21 protein-coding genes are annotated in these 21,384 nt (G+C 40.4%); 19 read left to right on the forward strand and 2 right to left on the reverse strand.

What is annotated here, in order from left to right:
* Positions 1-410 precede the first annotated feature (410 nt).
* Together ACOI1D_RS12990 and ACOI1D_RS12995 are read left to right on the forward strand one after the other, a co-directional pair.
* Positions 411-1,697 carry a phenylacetate--CoA ligase family protein gene (locus ACOI1D_RS12990; RefSeq protein ID WP_422501745.1) on the forward strand — a complete coding sequence of 429 codons (1,287 nt, stop codon included), beginning with the start codon at positions 411-413 and terminating at the stop codon, positions 1,695-1,697.
* 12 nt (positions 1,698-1,709) lie between these two features.
* Positions 1,710-2,237 carry a gamma carbonic anhydrase family protein gene (locus ACOI1D_RS12995; RefSeq protein WP_422501718.1) on the forward strand — a complete coding sequence of 176 codons (528 nt, stop codon included), beginning with the start codon at positions 1,710-1,712 and terminating at the stop codon, positions 2,235-2,237.
* 32 nt (positions 2,238-2,269) lie between these two features.
* Here ACOI1D_RS12995 and paaX read toward each other — a convergent pair whose 3' ends face one another.
* Positions 2,270-3,124, reverse strand: a complete 855-nt coding sequence (paaX, locus tag ACOI1D_RS13000) for a phenylacetic acid degradation operon negative regulatory protein PaaX (protein ID WP_422501719.1) — start codon at positions 3,122-3,124, stop codon at positions 2,270-2,272.
* A 203-nt stretch (positions 3,125-3,327) separates the two neighbouring features.
* On the opposite strand from paaX, the gene paaA reads away from it, so the two are divergent.
* The 17 genes from paaA (at position 3,328) to ACOI1D_RS13085 (ending at position 19,710) form a co-directional block, all read left to right on the forward strand.
* Positions 3,328-4,314: a 1,2-phenylacetyl-CoA epoxidase subunit PaaA gene (gene paaA / locus ACOI1D_RS13005; protein ID WP_422501720.1), complete on the forward strand. Its 987-nt coding sequence runs from the start codon at positions 3,328-3,330 to the stop codon at positions 4,312-4,314.
* Positions 4,315-4,339: 25 nt separating this feature from the next.
* A complete protein-coding gene (paaB, locus tag ACOI1D_RS13010; protein ID WP_422501721.1) occupies positions 4,340-4,699 on the forward strand; it encodes a 1,2-phenylacetyl-CoA epoxidase subunit PaaB in 360 nt (119 codons plus the stop codon).
* Positions 4,696-5,511 carry a 1,2-phenylacetyl-CoA epoxidase subunit PaaC gene (gene paaC / locus ACOI1D_RS13015; protein WP_422501722.1) on the forward strand — a complete coding sequence of 272 codons (816 nt, stop codon included), beginning with the start codon at positions 4,696-4,698 and terminating at the stop codon, positions 5,509-5,511. Before paaB ends, paaC begins: the two co-directional genes overlap by 4 nt.
* A gap of 518 nt (positions 5,512-6,029) precedes the next feature.
* Entirely contained in the window at positions 6,030-6,530 is a 501-nt protein-coding gene (gene paaD, locus ACOI1D_RS13020) for a 1,2-phenylacetyl-CoA epoxidase subunit PaaD (RefSeq protein ID WP_422501723.1), read from the forward strand.
* Between the two features lie 39 nt (positions 6,531-6,569).
* A complete protein-coding gene (locus tag ACOI1D_RS13025; RefSeq protein ID WP_422501724.1) occupies positions 6,570-6,875 on the forward strand; it encodes an EthD family reductase in 306 nt (101 codons plus the stop codon).
* 68 nt (positions 6,876-6,943) lie between these two features.
* Positions 6,944-7,726: an enoyl-CoA hydratase/isomerase family protein gene (locus ACOI1D_RS13030; protein WP_422501725.1), complete on the forward strand. Its 783-nt coding sequence runs from the start codon at positions 6,944-6,946 to the stop codon at positions 7,724-7,726.
* Between the two features lie 17 nt (positions 7,727-7,743).
* Positions 7,744-9,267 (forward strand): aldehyde dehydrogenase family protein, encoded by a 1,524-nt coding sequence (locus ACOI1D_RS13035; RefSeq protein ID WP_422501726.1) that lies wholly within the window; start codon positions 7,744-7,746, stop codon positions 9,265-9,267.
* Between the two features lie 199 nt (positions 9,268-9,466).
* Complete coding sequence (locus ACOI1D_RS13040) at positions 9,467-10,342, forward strand: 3-hydroxyacyl-CoA dehydrogenase (protein WP_422501727.1); 876 nt, start codon at positions 9,467-9,469, stop codon at positions 10,340-10,342.
* A complete protein-coding gene (locus ACOI1D_RS13045; protein WP_422501728.1) occupies positions 10,339-11,547 on the forward strand; it encodes a thiolase family protein in 1,209 nt (402 codons plus the stop codon). Before ACOI1D_RS13040 ends, ACOI1D_RS13045 begins: the two co-directional genes overlap by 4 nt.
* 17 nt (positions 11,548-11,564) lie before the next feature.
* Positions 11,565-12,341: an enoyl-CoA hydratase-related protein gene (locus ACOI1D_RS13050; RefSeq protein ID WP_422501729.1), complete on the forward strand. Its 777-nt coding sequence runs from the start codon at positions 11,565-11,567 to the stop codon at positions 12,339-12,341.
* 42 nt (positions 12,342-12,383) lie between these two features.
* Positions 12,384-13,358, forward strand: coding sequence for an NAD(P)H-dependent flavin oxidoreductase (locus tag ACOI1D_RS13055; protein ID WP_422501730.1), 975 nt, complete (start codon positions 12,384-12,386; stop codon positions 13,356-13,358).
* A gap of 57 nt (positions 13,359-13,415) precedes the next feature.
* Positions 13,416-13,814, forward strand: coding sequence for a thioesterase family protein (locus ACOI1D_RS13060; protein ID WP_422501731.1), 399 nt, complete (start codon positions 13,416-13,418; stop codon positions 13,812-13,814).
* Positions 13,815-13,862: 48 nt separating this feature from the next.
* A complete protein-coding gene (locus tag ACOI1D_RS13065) occupies positions 13,863-15,005 on the forward strand; it encodes a Leu/Phe/Val dehydrogenase (protein WP_422501732.1) in 1,143 nt (380 codons plus the stop codon).
* A 124-nt stretch (positions 15,006-15,129) separates the two neighbouring features.
* The gene (locus tag ACOI1D_RS13070) at positions 15,130-16,143 is read left to right on the forward strand and encodes an ABC transporter substrate binding protein (protein WP_422501733.1); all 1,014 of its coding nucleotides are present in this window, start codon (positions 15,130-15,132) and stop codon (positions 16,141-16,143) included.
* 630 nt (positions 16,144-16,773) lie between these two features.
* The gene (locus ACOI1D_RS13075; RefSeq protein ID WP_422501734.1) at positions 16,774-17,748 is read left to right on the forward strand and encodes an ABC transporter permease; all 975 of its coding nucleotides are present in this window, start codon (positions 16,774-16,776) and stop codon (positions 17,746-17,748) included.
* Between the two features lie 2 nt (positions 17,749-17,750).
* Positions 17,751-18,545: an ABC transporter ATP-binding protein gene (locus ACOI1D_RS13080; RefSeq protein WP_422501735.1), complete on the forward strand. Its 795-nt coding sequence runs from the start codon at positions 17,751-17,753 to the stop codon at positions 18,543-18,545.
* Between the two features lie 169 nt (positions 18,546-18,714).
* Entirely contained in the window at positions 18,715-19,710 is a 996-nt protein-coding gene (locus ACOI1D_RS13085) for a Gfo/Idh/MocA family protein (RefSeq protein ID WP_422501736.1), read from the forward strand.
* A 52-nt stretch (positions 19,711-19,762) separates the two neighbouring features.
* Here ACOI1D_RS13085 and ACOI1D_RS13090 read toward each other — a convergent pair whose 3' ends face one another.
* Entirely contained in the window at positions 19,763-21,214 is a 1,452-nt protein-coding gene (locus ACOI1D_RS13090; protein WP_422501737.1) for an aldehyde dehydrogenase family protein, read from the reverse strand.
* Positions 21,215-21,384 lie beyond the last annotated feature (170 nt).

Below are 21,384 nucleotides of genomic sequence, written 5' to 3' on the forward strand. Positions count from 1 at the left end.
AAGACAGGACTTCCTTTAAAGGGAAGGCCTGTCTTTTTTTTAGCAGTAAAAAACGTATAAGAACTTGTCTTTGTAAAGCTTGCTTACAGTAACAGCAACGTCCAGCTGCAACGCCCAGAGACTAGCGAGACTTCCCTCGCTTTCGTACGATAAGTCAACACCGGCTTCTTTATCTCCTGCGGCTCAGTCCAGTCCGTACGTCTCTACCCAGGGCGCTTGGGCTTTTGTTCTGGAAAGTAACAAGACAATTGTTACAAAAATTCTAAATTTTATTGACAATATAAAATGTAAGCGATATCATTTTAATAACGTATTTAAAACGATACTTTAAAAACTGTCATACTTAAGTGACTCAAGGGGGTATTAGATTGATTTTTAATGAAGCAATAGAAACGTTAGAGCGGAATGAAATGGAGAAACTACAGCTTGAAAGACTGCAGGAGACCGTTTACCGAGTTGATAATCATGTTGCCTATTATCAAGATAAGTTTAGTGAACTTGGTATCGATCGAAGTGATATAAAATCTTTGGATGATGTTCGTAAACTTCCATTTACGGAAAAGAAGGATTTAAGGGAGCATTATCCATATGGGTTATTTGCCTCATCTATGAAAGATATAATTCGCCTGCACGCTTCCTCAGGGACTAGTGGAAAACCTACGATTGTTGGTTACACAAGGAAGGACGTTGATGACTGGGCAGAGATTGTTGCTAGATCAATCGCCGCAGCAGGTGGTAATTCAGGTGATATTATGCATAATGCCTACGGGTATGGTCTGTTCACTGGAGGGTTAGGACTCCATCATGGAGGAGAAAAGCTCGGCATTACAACCGTGCCCGTTTCTGGAGGGAATACGAAACGGCAAATTATGTTGATAGAAGACCTCAAACCACAAGTAATCTGCGCAACTCCTTCTTATGCACTGCGAATTGCTGAGCAGATGGAAGAGGATGGATTAGACCCACGTGCTACAAGTCTTAAATTTGGTATATTTGGTTCAGAGCCTTGGTCAGAAGAAATGCGACAGACATTGGAAGAGAAGATGGGTATCAAGGCAGTTGACATTTATGGGCTAAGTGAAGTTGTTGGTCCAGGAGTTGCTATTGAATGTCACGAGCAACAAGATGGCCTGCATATTCAGGACGATCATTTTTTTACAGAGGTAATTAACCCTGATACATTAGAGCCGGTTCCAGATGGTGAGTATGGCGAGCTTGTTTTTACAAGTTTAACGAAAGAAGCCTTTCCAATTATCCGCTACCGTACTGGTGATCTTGCAACTGTTACCCGCAAGAAGTGCAAATGTGGCAGGACAACCATGCGTATGTCGCGTATAAAAGGTCGGATTGGAGACATGCTCATCATTCGAGGGGTCAATGTTTTCCCATCAGAAATAGAGCGGGCATTGCTCCGGGTTAAGGAATTAGCTCCACATTATCAAGTATTTTTAGACAAAGAGAATCATATGGATTCGGTTGAACTGCATGTGGAGATGTCCGAGAAAACGTATACAGAATTTAAATTAGATGAAGAGGAAGAAAAGAAAACACAATTAAAACAACAGATTCAAGCATTGGTTAAAGAGCATTGCTTGGTAACCATCGATATCAAACTGATGTCTCCAAAATCGATTCCAAGGTCGGAAGGGAAAGCAGTTCGTGTGGTCGATAATAGAGAAAAACAGACTGTAAAATAAGGGAGAGATACGATGATTTACCGTTACAAAGATCAAACACCACGTATACATGAATCTGCTTTCATTGCAGATAATGCTACGGTGATTGGAAATGTAGAAATTGGCGCCTATTCAACGATCCTTTTCAATGTTGTTGTAAGAGGAGATGAAGGTCCAATACGAATTGGTGAACGCTGCAATATACAGGAAAATTCCATGTGTCACCTTTATGAAAAGTTTCCACTCACATTAGAAGACGAGGTTTCTATAGGCCATAATGCGATCATTCATGGGTGTACCCTGCGGAAGGGAGTGCTAGTGGGCATGGGCGCTACTGTGTTAGATGGGGCTGATATAGGAGAATACTCTATAATAGGTGCAAATAGCCTAGTACCTCCTGGAAAATTAATTCCTCCACGCTCACTTGTATTGGGTTCACCTGGAAAAGTAGTAAGAACGTTAACGGATGAAGATATGGAAATGATTGAAGAAACGATCAGTACCTATGCTGAAAAGGGGCAGGAGTTCAAGCAAGTGGAAGTACTTGAACAAATAGATTGATAAGAAAAAGTAGCATAAGGCTAACCCTTTTGCTACTTTTCCTCTTTGATAACAGGTGGATCTCCTTGTTCAAATACAGATTCGAAAAATCGTGTTGCAGGTTTTGCTAGTATTTGATAATAATCTGCAAAAAGGGAAGCTGCTGAGTCTCCAACCCACTTTTCTGGTAAGAGTTCCTGAGGAAGACTTGGATCAATGAACAAAAACTTTCTATATTGGTGGACAAGTAAAGATCGTTTTACGAAGCAGCTCCCTTCACTTATTTCCCCTTTCGCTATTTTATGTTTGTCTATAATGTAATCTTTACTATATTCCTCGATAAACTGTGAATACTTTTCATTAATATTGTCTAAGTCCCAACATTTCTCAACCAAGCTTGCATGGTCATTCATTCCTTCATATGTAGATTTAAAAAATGAAACATAGGAACTGACATCGTATTTATCAATTAAATCTTTGGTCTGTTCTTCAAGGGGGTTTGGAGTAATCCAACAGCTGTTAGATAGGAGGCCAAATCCACTCCAAATCAATTCCTGTCTTAATTCATCCCTCAAATAACGCTTGTCCTCTGGAATTGTATAGATAAGCATTCTCCAACTTCCGTCCCATTCAGGAGATTCTAATTGGTATATTCGCTTCGATGCTTCATCCATTCTAGCTTTCCCGCGATTTGTTAAAGAGTAATAGCTTTTATTCCCCTTTTTTTCTGACTGAACCCAACCCTGTTTGCTCATGCGGGATATGGCTGCACGAACAGATTGTTCATTATGTCCGAACTCTTTCAGTAATCGAATTAAACTGCCAATCCAAATTACGTTTCCATAACGACTTATGTAATCTCCATACAGAGTAAAAATCATTGAACGTGTATTTACTATTTTATTCATGTGGATTCCTTCCTGTAAACACTTCTGAATTAATAATGCCTGAAAACATTGTACTATATTTTGCTTTGCGAGGACAGTCCCCATTAAAGATAACAGTTAAAGTAGTGAAGTTCTGCACACAGTTTAAAGAAAATTTAGATATTGATAATCGTATAACACTTTGATATACTAACGTTATATAAACGTTATAAGGAGATGTTATAATGTATAACTTTGTGGAGGACACTGACTCCGTAACGACTGCATATGTTGAAGACCCTGACAAATATGCTGGATTTATGGATCGAATTGAGTCAGGTGAGAAGATAGAGGCTGATGATTGGATGCCGGAAGAGTATCGTAAATCACTTATAAAACTTATATCCATGCATGGAATCAGCGAAATTATGGGTGCGCTTCCTGAAAAGGAGTGGACGCCTAAAGCACCAACTTTAAAGAGGAAATTAGGTATTATGGCAAAAGTACAGGATGAAATGGGTCATGGACAGCTTCTATTACGTGTGACGGAAGATTTAATGAAACCTTATGGTAGAAATAGAGAAGATTTAATGCAGGATTTATTAACAGGAGATTTAAAGTTTCATAATGTCTTTCATATGCCAACAAAGACATGGGCAGATGCCGGAATGGTAGGCTGGTTAGTCGATGGTGCGGCTATTATTTCTCAAACTAATATGCTGGATGCATCGTATGGTCCATATCAGAGGGCTCTTCAACGAATTTGTGCTGAAGAGGTGTTTCATGCACAACATGGTGAATCTATTATTATGGCGTTGGCTGAAGGAACAAAAGAGCAACGTGAAATATTACAGGACTCACTTAATCGTTGGTGGGAACCAATATTAATGTTTTTCGGTCCGAGTTCTGCAGAAACGACAGGTTCATCTAAGCAGGATGTTATGAAAAAATATCGTATCCGTAAAAGTACAAATGAAGAATTACGCCAAGCCTTCTTGGACAAATATTTACCACGTGTTTTTTCTTTGGGGTTAACACTACCCGATGAAACAGTTCATTATGATGAGGAAAAAAAGCAATGGATTTATCAACAGCCCGACTGGAATGAATTTAAAAAGATCATCCGGAACAAGGGTCCTAAATCAGAAGACCGGTTATTGTTAAGACGTATTGCCTATGAAAATAACAAGTGGGTTAGGAAAGCCTTAGCGCAGGAAATGATTGAATCATAAGAAGACGAATTGGAGGCATAGAATAATGGTAGTGAGTGATGAGTCTAACTTTTATCAAGAATATGAAGTTTTTAGTAAAAAAAGCTTAAAGGCGCCTATTCAACATCAATTTAGCTTACTTGCACCAAACGATGAAATGGCATTGAATCTAGCGCTCGAAAACTTTATGCGCAGAGAAGAAATTTTTGATGTCTGGGTAGTGAAAAGGAAAAACATTCGCACGCTTTCTACTGAGGAACGTCAATTGTGGACGAAGCGGATAGACAACAAGGAATACCGAACTACAAAAGGGTATGGATATTTACGGAAGAAGTGGAAAGAAAAAGAACAGGGTATGTTAGATGAAAATGAAATCATGTCCTGGAAAGAGGTGAAAAAGTCGTGACACTTGTTGAAAATGCAGCACAGGCAAAGCAAGATGAATCCTATTATAAATCTTTAACTGAATTACTTTACCAGCTTGCTGATGATGACTTTATCGTCGCATTTCGTGGATCTGAGTGGTTGGGTTTGGCACCCCATATTGAAGAAGACGTGGCTTTTTCATCTATTACACAAAATACGATGGGACACGCGTCATTATACTATAATCTGCTTGAGGAATTAGGAGAAGGAAATTCAGATGTTCTTGCACATGAGCGTCCATCTAATAAACGTAAAAACGCTATCTACCTTGAAATGAAAAACGGTGATGGTTCATATCTTGAGGATCCATACTATGACTGGGCTTTGACAGTTGTACGGCAATATTTTTACGAGGTTTTCAAAAAGGTGAAATTGAAAGCGCTTACCAGAAGCTCCTATGTACCTCTTGCAAACATTGCCCAAAAGGTATTAATGGAACAACCATATCACTTAGCGCATTGGAAAATCTGGATAAAACAGCTACAGGGATCTACGCCTGATGCGCAAAGGCGAATTACTTTTCGTGTCGAGGAAGCCTGGAATGAATTTCAAGATGTTTTAGAATTAGGCTCTCACGAAAAGGAAATGGTTACGCATAAATTAATTGCTGGTGAAGACTATTTAAAGCAGCAGTGGTTAGAAGAAATTGAAGCAACATTAAAATCACCTCCAGAGTTTTCAATTGGAAAAAAATCTGGTTCAGGTAGAAATGGTGAACATACAGAGGATTTAGAACAAGCATTACTAATTTTTGCTGAAGTGTACAACACGGATAAAGAGGCTGTTTGGTAGGTCTAAAAGCTACTTAACTATTTATAAGCTCATTTTATAAGTTTTGTTGTTTTTTAGCTTTCGTAGTTGATGGAAACTGTGACGTAGTGAAAACTTTCTCTACGCCGTTCCGGCAGAATACTTCGCTTTCCGCGGGCACGGCCTCAGTCTCCTCAGAAGCAAAGAGCGCTTCTTCCGGGGCCTTCGGACTCGTGCTGTTCCCGCAGGAGTCTTCGTATTCTGCCTCCACTAAGGGGATTTTTCTCTCTTGAACAGAGGGCTATCTAAGCGGAGGAAAAACGCGAGACTCCAGTGGGAAAGGAACAGTCTGAAGACCCCGCAGTGAGCGGTTTTTGCTCCGAGGAGGCTGAAGCGTTCCCCACGGAAAGCGAGTGTTTTTCCGCAGCGCTGAAGTCAACACCAATCTAGTAAAGTGTGGTAGGAAATCAATCTAGCGCTACGTCGCAGTTTATAGATTTTGTGTCAAAAAAAAACTATCTTTTAGAAAATAGCCATTTTTAGAAAGGGGGATGTGTAGTATGGGGGATCCAGAAAAACAAGAAGAAATTAGGGCGGTTTTAAAAACAGTAGATGATCCAGAGCTTCCCTCAGTAAGTGTATTTGACCTCGGGATGGTCCATGATGTACTCGTTATGCAAAACAAAGTCTTCATTTCGATGGTTCCAACATTTGCCGGTTGCCCTGCTCTTGATTTTATTGAAGCTAATGTGAAAAAAGCGGTAGAGGAAGTTGCATGGGTTAAAGAATGCCACGTTGAGTTTTCCTACAAACATATCTGGTCAACAGATTCTATTACTAACGTGGGAAGGGAGCAGTTGAAAAAACATGGCGTTTCTCCGCCACCCGAAAACTATAACCCAGGTGATGAATGGACTGTCGACTGTCCGTTTTGTGGGTCTGGCTACACCACAATGGATAATGTATTTGGACCTACTGCCTGTCGTAGTATCTTGTATTGTAGGTCCTGCAAGAATCCGTTTGAAGCTATGAAACCAGTAGTTAAGGAAAATGTAATGTAGTTAACGATGTGATGAATTAATAAAGAAGGGGTTTTTAAAATGGTAAAACTAATTGCTTTGTACAAACAACCGGAAGACAAAGAAGCTTTCGATGAGCATTATTTTAATACACACACACCGCTCACAAAGGAGATTCCGGGACTTAGAGAAATGAAAGTAACAAAAATTGTCGGTTCGCCGATGGGGAAAAGTGATTATTACCTTTTATGTGAGATGTTCTATGATGATCATGACTCACTGCAGAAGGCTATGAAAACAGATGAAGGAAAAGCTTCGGGGAAAGATGTTATGAAGTTTGCTGGAGACATTGTTACACTCATGATTGGTGAAGAACTCGAAGATTAGTAAATTAATAGAAATGAATGGGATATGAGCAAAAGAGCGGCTAAAGTTTTCTTAAAGGAGTGTAAGTAATGGAATCAGATTATAAAAAGATTCTTTATGAAAAAAAGGGCGCAGTAGCATCCATCATTTTGAATCGTCCATCTTCCTATAATGCTTTCACAGAAGAAATGAATACAGAAATAATTAGTGCTTTACAGGCAGCAAGTGAAGATGAAGACGTGAGAAGTATCTTGGTTACTGGGAGTGGGAAAGCGTTTTGTGCGGGAGAAGATTTGGCTGGTGTGGACGAGAATACTGATCATGGAACATTTCTTCGTACACGATACCATCCAATGATGAAGGCAATTAAACAAACACCTAAGCCGATTGTAGCCGCAGTAAATGGAATAGCTGCAGGTGCTGGCATGAGTTTGGCTTTAGCAGCCGATTTTAGGTTAGTAAAGCCTGAAAGTAAATTTGTCAGTGCATTTATGAACATTGGTTTAATTCCGGATTCCGGTTTTCTCTATGTTCTGCCGCGCCTTATTGGTTATGCAAAAGCTCTCGAAATAGCGGTGTTGGGTAAACCAATTTCTGGGACAGAGGCATACCAGCTGGGGCTTGCAACAGAAGTGATTGAATCATCGGATTGGGACGGGGAGATTGCGCTTTTTGCAGAATCACTTGCTGCTTTACCAACTCGATCATTCGCTTTAATTAAAGGCTATATGATGGACGGGATGCACCTGCCATTCGAAGAGATGCTGGAACAAGAAGCACAGGCACAACATACCGCTGGAAAGTCCTATGATCATCAAGAGGGATTGCAGGCATTTAAAGAAAAACGCAAGCCGAACTTTATTGGAAATTAATAGAAGGAGTGATGGAAATGGAACATACAGTAGTAAAAGAACCTGTAACAGAGGTTAGACCAATGAAACGTGACCACTATGCGATGATTATTAATGGTGAACGTGTAGAAAGCAGCTCAAGCGAGGTATTTAAAACATATAATCCAGCAAAAGGTGAGGCATTAGCTACAGTGGCTAAAGCAAATAAGGAAGATGCGGAGTTAGCGGTACAAGCGGCCAGAAATGCATTTGACAATGGGAAATGGCGCAAATACCCTGTTGGTAAACGATCACGCGTACTGAATAAAATAGCAGCAATTATGCGTGAACGTTTTAATGAACTGGTTGAACTAGAGGTGTTAAACAGTGGAAAGTCAGTCGGCGCTGCGCAAATACAAATTAACCAGTCAATTGAGGATTTTGAGTTTTATGCTGGTGCAATTGTAGGCCATCGAGGAGTAGTAAATAATGTGCCGAATGGCTTTTTTAACTATACAAACAAAGAACCAGTTGGAGTGTGCGCGCAGATTATTCCTTGGAATTATCCGATGATGATGGCTGCGTGGAAGATAGCACCAGCGATAGCCACAGGTTGCTCTGTAGTCTTAAAGCCTGCCAGCCTTACACCGATCACGGCTATAATACTTACTGAAATCTGTCATGAAGCGGGAGTACCAGCCGGCGTGATTAATACGATTCCAGGTTCAGGTTCTGTGATTGGAGATTACCTTGTACAGCACGAGGATATTAATAAAGTTGCTTTCACAGGCTCAACACCAACCGGAAAAGACATTATGAGTAAAGCTTCCCAATCGCTAAAGCGTCTTACTCTTGAGCTTGGTGGCAAATCTCCAAATATTGTGTTTGACGATGCAGATTTAGAAGCAGCGGTTCCTGGATCCTTATTCGGCATCTTCTTTAACACAGGACAGTCATGTGAAGCTCGTTCACGAATGTTTGTGCATGAATCAATTTACGATGAATTTATGGAACAGTTTATAGCAAAAACGAAGAAATTAAAATCAGGCGATCCATTCGATAAAGGTACTCACCTCGGTTCAATTATTAGTCGTGATCAATTAGAAATTATCGATGGATACGTTCAGTCTGCAAAAGAAGCAGGGGCAACAATAGCGACAGGTGGTAAAGTGTGTAAGATAGAAGGTTTCGAAAATGGACATTGGTATGAACCTACTGTCATTACAGACGTAACACCTGATATGAAAGCGGTAAAGGAAGAAATTTTTGGACCAGTTGTTGTTGTTGAAAAGTTCACAGATGAAAAAGATGTTATCAAACGTGCAAACGATACTGAATATGGATTAGGATCAGCAATCTGGACTACTAACCAAGCAAGAGCAACACGAGTAGCGCATAAAATTGATGCGGGAATCGTTATGGTCAACTGTCCGTTTTCAGCTTTCCCAGGCACACCATTCGGCGGCTACAAACAATCAGGATTCGGCAGAGAACTTTGCGTGGAAACATTAGATTTATATATGGAAGACAAAAGCGTCCTATCCTACCACGGAGGAAAACCAATCAACCCATTCGGAGTGTGAGAACAAAAGCGGAGTTGACTGATCTGGGGTGAAACGCATAAGCAAGAAACCGTAGAACGTTGGTTTGTACGTTCGAAGTGTTTCATGCTTATGACGCGAACCCCAAGGAGACAAGGCTGGATGAAACAAAAGCGGAGCGGGCTTGGTCAGCGGCTTTGATGTTAATCAACGCCGCTGATATACAAAAGGGGTGTTATTTATGGCGATACGCAATGTAACTGTCATGGGGGCTGGTGTAATGGGCCGTGGGATCGCATATGTCTCGGCCCTTGCCGGTTTCCATACAACGTTGGTTGATATATCGGAAAAACAACTGCAGGAAGCACATGATTACGCGAAGCAAACGACTCAAAAAGGGATAAAAAGAGAAAAACTGACAGAAGAGCAGGCCCAACATTTATTAGGCAATCTGCATACTTCATTAAATTGTGAATCCACAGTAGAAACGGCTGATCTTTTTATTGAGGCAGTTCCAGAAAAGCGAGAGCTAAAGAAACAAGTAATGGAGATGGCTGAAAAGCATGCACCAGGTCACACGATCTTTGCATCAAATACATCAACCATCAGCCCGACAGAGTTAGCTTCTTTTACAAAAAGGCCAAGACAGGTAGCGGTAATGCATTTTTTTAATCCTGTTCATATGATGCCATTGGTAGAGATTGTAAGAGGACTGGAAACTAGCACGCTAACTGTTGCGCTAATTCGTGAATCAGCAGAAAAGATGGGAAAAGAAACTGTTGAGGTGAATGAGTTTCCGGGATTTGTAACAAGCCGAATCAGTGCAATGGTTGGGAATGAAGCCTTTCATATGCTGCAAGAAGGTGTTGCTTCAGCGGAAGATATAGATAAGGCAATCCGCTTGGGATTAAATTACCCAATGGGTCCTTTTGAGCTTGGTGATTTAGTAGGACTAGATGCCAGGCTTAACAATTTAAAGTATCTGCATGAGACGCTTGGGGAGAAGTTTCGGCCTGCACCTCTTCTCGAGCAATACGTTAAAGCTGGGCGGCTTGGACGAAAAACTGGTAGGGGAGTCTACGACTATACAGACAAAGAAGAGTTGATTAAAAAATGAGAGAAGTAGTTATTGTTGATGCTGTCCGAACACCATTTGGAAGGTACAAAGGTGCTTTAAAAGATGTACGGCCTGATGACCTTGGGGCAACAGTAATTAAGGCAATCATTGATCGCAATCCTAATCTTCCAATGGAACAAATAGAAGATGTAGTTTTTGGTAATGCCAACCAGGCCGGGGAGGACAATCGTAATGTTGCGAGAATGTCAGCTCTGCTGGCCGGTCTTCCTGTAACCGTTGGAGGAACTACAATTAACCGCCTCTGCGGGTCAGGGCTTGATTCCGTGATGTATGCAGCACGAGCAATCGCAATGGGTGAAGGGGATATATTTATAGCCGGTGGTACGGAAAGCATGACACGAGCACCTTTTGTTATGGCTAAGCCAGATAAAGAATTCCCACGTGGAAATATGGAACTTTTCGATACAACAATTGGCTGGCGTTTTACAAATATTCGGCTGGCAGAAATGTATGGTTCAGACACGATGCCGCAAACTGCTGAAAATGTTGCAAAACGATTTGATATAACGCGGGTAAGCCAGGATCAGTTTGCCTACGAAAGCCAGCAACGAGCCAAAAAGGCAATGGAAGAAAATAAATGTAATGATGAGATTGTGCCTGTCAGATACAAAGATCGAAAAGGAAACGAAATAATTGTTGAGAGAGATGAACATCCACGACCTGAAACTACGCTTGAAAAGCTAGGGAAATTAAAACCTATTTTTGAAGGTGGAACCATTACGGCAGGAAATGCCTCGGGGGTTAATGATGGTGCTTGCGCTTTACTTGTAATGAGTTCTCAGAAGGCAAAGGAACTGGGTTTAGAGCCACTGGTTACATACAAGACAGGAGCTGTAGCTGGGCTGGAACCTGCAATGATGGGGCTTGGACCTATTTATGCAACGCAAAAGGCCGTGGAGCGAGCAGGATTAAAGATAAGTGATATCGGACGTGTTGAATTAAATGAAGCCTTTGCTTCTCAATCATTAGCTTGTATCAGCCAGTTAGACCTTGATCCTAAAAAGGTAAATGTCAACGGCGGCGCTATCGCTTTTGGGCATCCCTTGGGGGCTAGTGGTGCGCGCATTCTAACAACACTTATTTATGAAATGAAACGGCAGCGGACAAAGTATGGCCTGGCAACAATGTGCATAGGGGTTGGTCAGGGCATTGCAGCCATTGTAGAAAATGCACAAAGTAGCTAGTGAAGGGGCTAAAGAAAATGGAGCCTGTTTTATACAAAAAAGAAAACCATATAGCGTACGTAACAATTAACCGTGTGGAAGCGCTAAACTGCTTTAATTACGACACGCTACACCGCCTTCAGGAAGTGACAAACAGGATTCACCTCGACCAGGAAGTGAAAGTAGTTATTTTCACGGGAGCAGGGGAGAAAGCGTTTAGTGCAGGTGCGGATTTAAAAGAGAGAAAGACATTAACAGAAACAGAAGTAAGAAGAAATGTTAAGGCCATCCGAGATGTATTTAATAGTATCGCAGATTTACCGCAGCCCACCATTGCAGCAGTAAATGGATATGCATTTGGCGGAGGATTTGAATTAATGATTGCATGTGATTTTTCAATTGCCTGTAGTGAGGCCAAAATGGGACTAACAGAAACAAGCTGGGCGATTATACCAGGTGCCGGTGGAACTCAACGACTTCCAAGGTTAGTTGGAGAAATGAAAGCAAAAGAACTAATTCTTACCGCAAAAAGGTTCACGGCTGAGGAAGCACTTGATTTAGGCGTTGTTCTGCAGGTAGTAGAAAGAGAGAATTTACTTGCAGCTTGTGAAAAACTTGCTGCAGATATGATGAAAAATGGACCAATAGCTATTAAACAAGCTAAATATGCCATTACGCAAGGTATGAATACAGATTTACAGACTGGACTAGCTATTGAGTCAAAAGCATATGAATTAGTTATACCGACGAAAGATCGAGTAGAAGCAATAAATGCCTTTAACGAAAAACGAGAACCGCGTTTTGAAGGGAATTAAGCGGTGACAGACACCACCAGAATCTGAAAGGAGGCGAGTGGGATGAACAGTGTTTGTAAATTACTTCATATAGACTACCCAATCTTTCAGGGTGGAATGGGGAATATCAGTAATTCTGAGCTGGCAGTTGCTGTTTCAGAAGCAGGTGGCCTTGGAACTATTGGTTGTGGAACAATGACTCCAGGTGAAGTGGAAAAGATAATTAGTGATACTGTAGCCCGCACTGATAAACCTTTTGCGGTAAATATCGCTTTAGGTGTTACACCTTATGTCGATCAATTGATAGATTTAGTAATTAAGTATAACGTTCAAGCAATTAGTCTTTCGGCAGGGGACCCAGCTGCTTACATACCTATCCTCCACAAACATAATATTAAAGTTATTGCAGTGGTCGCCTCTGTCAAACATGCTAAGAAAGCTGAAGCGGCTGGTGCTGATTTGCTTGTAGCGGAAGGCTTTGAGGCAGCAGGAATCAATTCTAACTTGGAGCTTACAACATTTACATTGATACCCCAAATCGTGAAGCACGTGACTATTCCAGTGCTGGCTGCAGGGGGCATTGGTGATGGAAAAGGATTCGCGGCAGCTTTAATGCTTGGTGCAGAAGGCGTGCAAATAGGGACCAGGTTTATTGCTACGAAAGAGGCGCCATTTCATGATGAATATAAGAAGCGGCTTATAGAAGCTGAAGATACGAGTACAGTAATTATAGGACGTCGCTTTGGGAGGATTAGAAGAATTTTAAAGAATCCGTATGCGAGTAGACTAGTTGATTTAGAAAAAAAAGAAATGACACTAGAACAATATGGAAATCTCACCTCTGAGGGTCAGCATGTATTAGGAGCTTTAAAAGGGGATATGGAGAATGGCTTTATTAACAGCGGACAAGTGGCAGGACTCATAAATCATATACCTTCCGTAAAGGAATTACTTGAAGGAATTATAAGAGAAGCACAAGAACAAATCATTGATTCTGCTAACAAGATAGCATCATTATCAGTTAAAAGTTCTACATAATATAAGTGGAATCCTATTTATTTCTAACAAGTTAAGAAATTCAAAGGGGGTGGTGCGATGAAACCAGGAATGGACATCGGAAGAACAGAAACGATTGAGATAGAAGTAACCGAAGACATGTTTGCTAGCTTTGAAGGAAATGTTGTACATCCCGTTTATTCCACTGTAGCAATGGTATATCACATGGAATGGGTTTCTAGAAAAATCATTCTTCCGTTTTTAGAAGAACATGAAGAAGGGATGGGTGCTGCTGTAAAAATAAAACACATTGAACCGTCTCCACTTCATTCAAAAGTGAAGCTGACAGCTACACTTACTGAACACAATAAGCAGCAAGTTCATACGAAGGTTGAGGCGTTTAATGAACATGGGTTAATAGGTCAAGGTGAGGTTAAACAGGTAATCCTACCAAAGGACATGATCAAACAGAAACTGACAACGAAACAAACCTTGTAAATGTTAACGCTTTTTTAAAATTACTTTTTACCACAACGGAGGATTTGTATGAGTATCCTAAAAGAATCAAGCATAGATCAGGATTTTGCTTTGCTTGATAAAATCTCTGAACATGAGCAGGTGGTGTTTTGTAATGATAAAAACACTGGCTTAAGAGCTATTATTGCTATCCATAACACAACACTTGGACCTGCACTTGGAGGCTGCAGGATGCAGCCTTACAAAAATCTGGACGAGGCACTTAACGATGTACTTCGTCTATCTAAAGGAATGAGTTATAAATGTGCTGCTGCAGATGTTGATTTTGGTGGGGGGAAAGCTGTAATTATAGGCGATCCACTTACAGACAAAACACCTGAATTATTCCGGGCTTTTGGACAGTTTGTCGATTCTCTTGGGGGACGCTTTTATACTGGTACGGATATGGGAACTACAATGGATGATTTTATTCATGCCAAAAAAGAAACAAAGCATATTGTAGGGGTACCGGAGGCTTTCGGAGGTAGTGGTGATTCATCAATTCCAACTGCTGCAGGTGTATTAGGTGGAATTAGAGCAACAAATCAAATGCTATTTGGAAAAGATGACCTTAGTGGCGTTACTTATGCAATCCAAGGTCTTGGCAAAGTGGGTTTTAAAGTAGCTGAAGCTCTTCTTGAAGAAGGTGCTAATCTCTATGTAACTGACATTAATGAGAGCAGTGTAATGAAAATTCAAGAAAAGGCTCAAACAACACGTGGATCTGTAACGGTTGTCGAGGGTAATGATATCTACTCCCAAGAAGCTGATGTGTTCATTCCGTGCGCGCTTGGGGGGATAGTAAACGATGATACGATAGATAAGTTTAAAGTTAAGGCAATCGCTGGTTCTGCAAACAATCAATTGCTTAGCGAGCAGCATGGTGAAAGGTTAACTCAAAAGGGAATCCTTTTTGCACCTGACTATATTATCAACTCAGGTGGGCTAATTCAAGTTGCTGATGAACTCTACGGGGCAAATAAAGAAAGAGTTTTATTAAAAACAAAAGAAATATATAGTGTAATTCTAAGGGTATACAAGGAAGCGGAACTGAATCAAATTACAACCATGAATGCTGCCAACAAGATTTGTGAAAAAGTAATAGAAAACCGGGGGAAAAGAAACAGTTTTTACAGCCCCTCAACGAAGCCAAAGTGGGATATTCGAAATTAGTTTCTATTATATGGTGTAATTTCTTTAGCCGATTTTCGAAAAAGGCTATTAGTTTATACTATTGTTTGATATAATGAGAAAAATTTTCACAAAATTGATAAAACTTTAAATAGGGGGATTTCGTATGAAGAAGTATCTGCAATTGATTGCGATTGCTGTAATGGCAGTTTTAGTTTTGGCAGCTTGTGGTTCAGATGGGGCAAAGGAAACATCAGGGGATAGTAATGATAATGGGGAGAAAGAAAAGACATATAAAATAGGGGCTACTCAAATTGTTGAGCACCCTTCACTTGATGAAGCTTATAGAGGTTTTCAAGCTGCACTAAAAGATGCTGGTTTAAATGTAGAATATGACCTGCAGAGTGCACAGGGAGACCAGAATAACGTAAACCCAATAGCGAAAAACTTTGTTGCAGACAATGTCGATTTAATTTTTGCTAATTCAACGCCTAGTGCACTTGGTGCAGTTCAGGCGACGAGTGATATACCGATTGTTTTTACTTCTGTTACAGATGCTGTAGGTGCAGGATTGATAAAATCAATGGAAGAACCTGGTGGTAATGTTACTGGAGTTCTTGATCTACATCCTGGCGCCATTCAAAGTACTGTTGAATTCATTGAAGCTAATTTTGAAGGAGCAAATGTTGGTTTAATCTACAATGCTGGAGAGCAGAATTCTGTTACCCAGATTGAAGCGGTTAAGGAAGCTGTTAAAGGAACAAGCCTAAGTATTTCAGAACGGACCGTTGCGAGCTCAGCAGAAGTACAACAGGCAGCTAGTACATTAGTTGGCGAAGCGGATGTTTTCTATATTGTAACGGATAACACAGTAGTTTCTGCTTTAGAGAGTGTTGTTGGCGTTGCTAATGAACAAGATATCCCGCTTATAGTGGGTGAACCAGATTCATTGAAAAAGGGTGGGTTTGCTACCTTTGGAATTGATTACTACACAATTGGCTATCGCTCAGGTGAGATGGCTGTTGATATATTAACTGGTAAAAATGAACCAAAAGATATTCCAGCTGAACATCCACAGGAGATCCAGCTATTTATTAATAAACAAGCAGCTGAAAAACAAGCAGTTGAGTGGAATGAAGAATGGGATGAGGCTGCAAAATTCGTTGAACCTGCAGAATAGGTAGTATTTAATTGTAAAAAAATAACTTATATGGGCAGTTAGACCCTCTCCAGGTCAGGGAGAGGGAATCTCCCATTTTGATTTTTTAAAGATTTGTTGTTTACATAAACTTTATGGACTGCTACGTAATGAAAATTTTGTCGACGCCGTTCCGCCAGAACACTTCGCTTTCCGCGGGGACGGCCTCAGTCTCCTCAGAAGCAAAGAACGCTTCTTCCGGGGTCTTCGGACGCGTGCTGTTCTAAGCAGGAGACTTCGTATTCTGCCTTCACTAGGATTTCTATGTTTTCACGGGTTGTTTTCTCCCTTGAACAGAAAGCTAACTAAGCTGCGGAAAAATGCGAGACTCCAATGGGAAAGGAACAGTCTGAAGACCCCGCAGTGAGCGGTTTTTGCTCCGAGGAGGCTGAAGCGTTCCCCATGGAAAGCGAGTGTTTTTCCGAAGCGCTGGATCAGCACCAATTTAGTAAAACTTGGTAGGAAAAAGATACAGCAGTTACGTCACAGTTTATATCAACTATGAAGATTAAAAAGCAACAAAACTTATGAAAAGACAACCATTCTGGGTCGTTAGTTTCCAGTAAATTGGGTTCATTAACTAATTTTGCTAGATGATTGAAGGAGGACATCATGTTTTATTCACTATTTGGAGCAGTAGAATCAGGCGTTATCTATGCAATTATGGCTTTAGGTGTTTACTTGTCCTTTCGTGTTTTGGATTTTCCGGATTTAACAGTAGATGGAAGTTTTGTGACAGGGGCCGCGGTAGCAGCGTTAGCTATTATGAATGGAGTTCCTCCTATTTTAGCGACTGTTTTAGCGGCATTTGCTGGTTTTCTAGCAGGCTGTATAACTGGCATACTTCATACGAAGGGTAAAATAAATGCTTTGCTATCTGGAATAATTATGATGATTGCACTTTATTCTATTAATTTACGAATCATGGGCCAGCCCACATTATCTTTATTACGGGAAACCACCCTTTTCAAACAACTTGAGTCCATTTGGATAGCAACTGGTATTGATCCATTTCTAAATGGAATATTGACATTCCTTGGAGTCGAACAACTACCAGGTACTTGGGCTGTTGTCATTCTAATGGTGATAATTACACTCGTTATTAAGTTGATGACAGATTACTATTTAAAGACAGATGTTGGTCTGGCGCTTCGTGCAACAGGCGATAATCAAAAAATGATTAGGAGCCTCTCGGCAAATACAGATTCGCTTATTATTGTGGGTGTTGGGATATCAAATGCACTTGTAGCATTTTCTGGAGCATTAATCGCTCAGCACGCTGGCTTTGCTGACGTAGGAATGGGTATTGGTATGATTATCATTGGACTTGCCTCCGTTATTATTGGGGAAGCCTTATTTGGTACGAAAACCATCGCTAGGACTACGTTAGCTGTAATCGGCGGGGCAATTATCTACCGAATTGTCGTAACACTGGCTCTTCGTGTAGAATTTTTGGAAACAGGTGACATGAAATTGATTACTGCGTTACTCGTAATCGCAGCTTTAGTGGCGCCAAAAATATTACAGGCAAGAAAAGAAAAAAAACGGCGCATGCAAAAACGTGCCCAGCTAAAAATGGAGGTGTAGCAATGCTTAAAATGAAGGATATTTCTATTACATTTAATGAAGAAACTCCCGATGAAAAAAAAGCATTGCAATCCATTAATTTAGAACTTGCAAAAGGAGATTTTGTTACTGTTATCGGAAGCAATGGTGCGGGTAAATCAACACTGATGAACGTTATCTCGGGGAACCTGAGTCCAGATATTGGGGATGTATTCATAAGTGATAAACAGGTCGTTCAATTGCCAGAGCACAAGCGATCAGCATTTATTGGTCGCGTTTTCCAAGACCCGATGTCCGGGACTTCGCCTTCAATGACAATTGAAGAAAATCTGGCAATGGCATATACACGGGATAAAAAGAGAATGCTTAGACCTGGTGTGACATCAAAGCGAAAAAAGATGTTTAAAGAATACTTGTTAACATTAAATTTAGGATTAGAGGACCGATTAACAGCAAAAGTTGGTTTACTTTCAGGTGGTGAACGTCAAGCACTTTCATTATTAATGGCTACCTTTACAGAACCAAAGATACTTTTGCTTGATGAGCATACTGCAGCGCTGGATCCTGCAAGAGCGGAATTAATAACTAAACTCACCCATGATGTGGTTGAAAAATTTGGGTTAACGACACTTATGGTAACCCATAATATGCAGCAAGCATTGGATTTAGGTAATAGGCTGATTATGATGGATAAGGGGCAAATTATATTTGATGTAGCTGGAGATGTTAAGCAAGATTTAACTATTGAAAAACTGCTACATGAATTTAAACGAATCCGCGGTTCAGAATTTGAAAGTGATCGAGCGGTTCTTGGATAGTTGTAAGATAATCAAAAAGAGGCAAACTCAGATTTAGAGGAGTTGCCTCTTTTTTTCTTAAGTAAATCATTGTACTTCACATTAAGGATGGGGTTAATGTCTGTTTCTCTAGAAAATGGTATGCTTAGCAGACTAGATTAACAATCTTGGTACCAAATCAGTAAAGGGAGTGACGAGATTGAACTTTGCAACAGTTGGAACTAGCTGGATTACAACTGCTTTTATCAATGCATCAAGGGAGACTAATGACTTCACCCTTACTGCTGTATATTCCCGTTCGGAAGAAAAAGCGAAAGAATTTGCTGCAATTCATGGTGCACCGAATATGTATACAGATTTCGAGCAAATGGCAAAAAGCAGCCAAATTGAATGTGTATACATTGCGTCTCCAAATTCGCTTCACTTTGAGCAAGCCATTATGTTTTTAAAAAATAAGAAACATGTCATATGTGAAAAACCTATATTTTCAAATACCAAAGAACTAAACCAAGCTCACGAGGTAGCTAAAGAAAACCATGTCTACCTATTTGAAGCGGTTAGGAATATACATTCATCCAATTTTCAAGTTTTAAAAGAAAGGGTCAATGAAATCGGACAAGTTCGCAGTATGCTGCTCCATCGCTCTAAATACTCTTCCAGGTATGATGAGTATTTAAAAGGAGAAAAACCCAACATTTTCTCAAGTAACTTTTCCGGTGGTGCCCTCGTTGATCTGGGTGTATATCCACTTTACTTAGCGATTACATTATTTGGAGAACCTAGAACAACCTCTTATTTTCCAGTAATATTAGATAGTGGAGTAGATGGCAACGGGACACTTGTTTTAACGTATTCAGGCTTTACATGTACCATTATGTGTTCAAAAATATCTGACACTAATAATTCCTGTGAAATTCATGGGGAAGCCGGAACGCTAGCTTTTATGAATGCTGGAACAATAACTGGTCTGGAACGGTTCGAAACAAAAACGAAGAAAAGAACATTATGTAAAACAACAGACATCGAACATGATATGGGGTACGAAATCGAGAATTTTAAAAGAATTATAGAGAGAAACGACATACAAGAATATAGAAGGTTAAAAGACTTGAGTTTTGCAGTGCTGTCTATTACAGAGAAGGTACGAAAGCAAAATGGTATATGGTTTAAAGGTGAAAAATCATAACAATTTAAAAAAACAACCATGCAGCGCTGACTGAATGGTTGTTTTTATTTTCTTAAAATGGGTACTGTCGGTATTCCGCTTGAACACTAATCCATTTTTCAGTTGTGAATTTATCAAGTGCCCAGCTACCCCCGAAGCGACCCAGACCGGAGTTTTTCTCGCCACCAAATGCCACATGAGGCTCGTCGTTTACAGATTGATCGTTAACGTGAATCATTCCTGTATGGACTTTCTTTGCAACCTCAAGGCCACGCCAGCGATCACCGGTAAAGACAGAGCCACTCAGGCCATAAGGGGTGTCATTTGCAACGTTAATGGCTGCTGCTTCATCCTTTACCTTTATAATGACAGCTACTGGTCCAAAGATTTCATTTTGAGCCATTGTCATATCATTTGTGACGTCAGACAATACAACCGGGTCCATCACGTTTCCATGTACACTACCTTGTGTTTGAACCGTTGCACCTTCATCAATCGTCTTTTTAAGGTCGTCCTGAATCCGTACTAGCTGACTATGATTGATGATTGGCCCCACCACAGTTTCAAGTTCATTTGGGTCTCCTACTTTCAACTGCTTAACTTTCTCAGTGAATTTTTCCACGAATTTATCATGGATTTTTTCATCAACAATTAAGCGGTTTACCGCCATACATATTTCACCTTGGTGCAGAAAGTTACCAAATACCGCTGAATTTACTGCTTCGTCAATATCTGCGTCGTCTAAAATAATCATGGCATTGTTTCCCCCTAGTTCAAGGGCAGTATCCTTCAGGTCTTTACCTGCTAATTCCGCTAAATGACTACCTACTTCTGTTGAACCAGTGAAAGAAAGCATAGCAGGCGTTGGATGGGTAATGAAGGCATCGCCAATTTCTGAACCTTTGCCAACCACAACATTAATTGTTCCTTTTGGAAAACCTGCTCTTTCCAGCAAATCAGCAATCAATAACCCAGAAGTAATAGGGGTATCTGAGGCGGGTTTTAACACCACAGTATTGCCTGCTCCAAGTGCTGGCGCTACAGAACGCATTGCTAAATAGAGCGGGAAGTTCCAGGGACCGATTACTCCAATCACGCCTTTTGGATTGCGATAGACAAAATTCTCTTTTCCCTTTGTATCTGACGGCAAAATCGAACCTGTCATTCTAGTTGGAAAAGAATGTGCTTCCTTTACAACGTTGTACGTTATATTGTATTCAACGTTCGCTTTAATCCTGGTGCTGCCTGACTCCTGCACAAGCCAATCGATAATAGATTCCTTTTCTTTCTTTAGAACCTCTAATAAATTCATAAAATAACCTTGCCGCTCAGAAGGGCTGGTCTCCTGCCAGATAGCCTGCGCATTTTCAGCACTCTGATAAGCTTTATTAAGATCATCTTCGTTTGCAGAAGGGATTGCATTAATTGGTTTAGTTGTAAAAGGATTTATATTATCTATTGTGGAGTTACTTGAACCTTTTATCCACTCTCCGTTAATAAATTGTTTTGTAAATTCTTGTGTCAATTGGATTCGCCTCCATTTAATTTGAATCTACTAATACAATTCCACGACTTTCCCAACTCCAAACATCATGAATAGTCTGAAAAGTGATCGAATAAAGGTTGTTCAATTCGTTTAATTTAATAACTTTATGGAAAAAATGATACAATTGTTTCTATTGAAAATGAAGGAAA

Source organism: Virgibacillus sp. DJP39, assembly GCF_049310925.1.
Lineage (GTDB): Bacteria > Bacillota > Bacilli > Bacillales > Amphibacillaceae > Virgibacillus_F.

Bases quoted from the DNA above. Each gene is read 5' to 3' on its own strand.
- ACOI1D_RS12990 (WP_422501745.1), top strand. From the start codon at position 411: ATGGAGAAACTACAGCTTGAAAGACTGCAGGAGACCGTTTACCGAGTT.
- ACOI1D_RS12995 (WP_422501718.1), top strand. From the start codon at position 1,710: ATGATTTACCGTTACAAAGATCAAACACCACGTATACATGAATCTGCT.
- paaX (WP_422501719.1), bottom strand. From the start codon at position 3,124: ATGAATAAAATAGTAAATACACGTTCAATGATTTTTACTCTGTATGGA.
- paaA (WP_422501720.1), top strand. From the start codon at position 3,328: ATGTATAACTTTGTGGAGGACACTGACTCCGTAACGACTGCATATGTT.
- paaB (WP_422501721.1), top strand. From the start codon at position 4,340: ATGGTAGTGAGTGATGAGTCTAACTTTTATCAAGAATATGAAGTTTTT.
- paaD (WP_422501723.1), top strand. From the start codon at position 6,030: ATGGGGGATCCAGAAAAACAAGAAGAAATTAGGGCGGTTTTAAAAACA.
- ACOI1D_RS13025 (WP_422501724.1), top strand. From the start codon at position 6,570: ATGGTAAAACTAATTGCTTTGTACAAACAACCGGAAGACAAAGAAGCT.
- ACOI1D_RS13030 (WP_422501725.1), top strand. From the start codon at position 6,944: ATGGAATCAGATTATAAAAAGATTCTTTATGAAAAAAAGGGCGCAGTA.
- ACOI1D_RS13035 (WP_422501726.1), top strand. From the start codon at position 7,744: ATGGAACATACAGTAGTAAAAGAACCTGTAACAGAGGTTAGACCAATG.
- ACOI1D_RS13040 (WP_422501727.1), top strand. From the start codon at position 9,467: ATGGCGATACGCAATGTAACTGTCATGGGGGCTGGTGTAATGGGCCGT.
- ACOI1D_RS13045 (WP_422501728.1), top strand. From the start codon at position 10,339: ATGAGAGAAGTAGTTATTGTTGATGCTGTCCGAACACCATTTGGAAGG.
- ACOI1D_RS13050 (WP_422501729.1), top strand. From the start codon at position 11,565: ATGGAGCCTGTTTTATACAAAAAAGAAAACCATATAGCGTACGTAACA.
- ACOI1D_RS13055 (WP_422501730.1), top strand. From the start codon at position 12,384: ATGAACAGTGTTTGTAAATTACTTCATATAGACTACCCAATCTTTCAG.
- ACOI1D_RS13060 (WP_422501731.1), top strand. From the start codon at position 13,416: ATGAAACCAGGAATGGACATCGGAAGAACAGAAACGATTGAGATAGAA.
- ACOI1D_RS13065 (WP_422501732.1), top strand. From the start codon at position 13,863: ATGAGTATCCTAAAAGAATCAAGCATAGATCAGGATTTTGCTTTGCTT.
- ACOI1D_RS13070 (WP_422501733.1), top strand. From the start codon at position 15,130: ATGAAGAAGTATCTGCAATTGATTGCGATTGCTGTAATGGCAGTTTTA.
- ACOI1D_RS13075 (WP_422501734.1), top strand. From the start codon at position 16,774: ATGTTTTATTCACTATTTGGAGCAGTAGAATCAGGCGTTATCTATGCA.
- ACOI1D_RS13080 (WP_422501735.1), top strand. From the start codon at position 17,751: ATGCTTAAAATGAAGGATATTTCTATTACATTTAATGAAGAAACTCCC.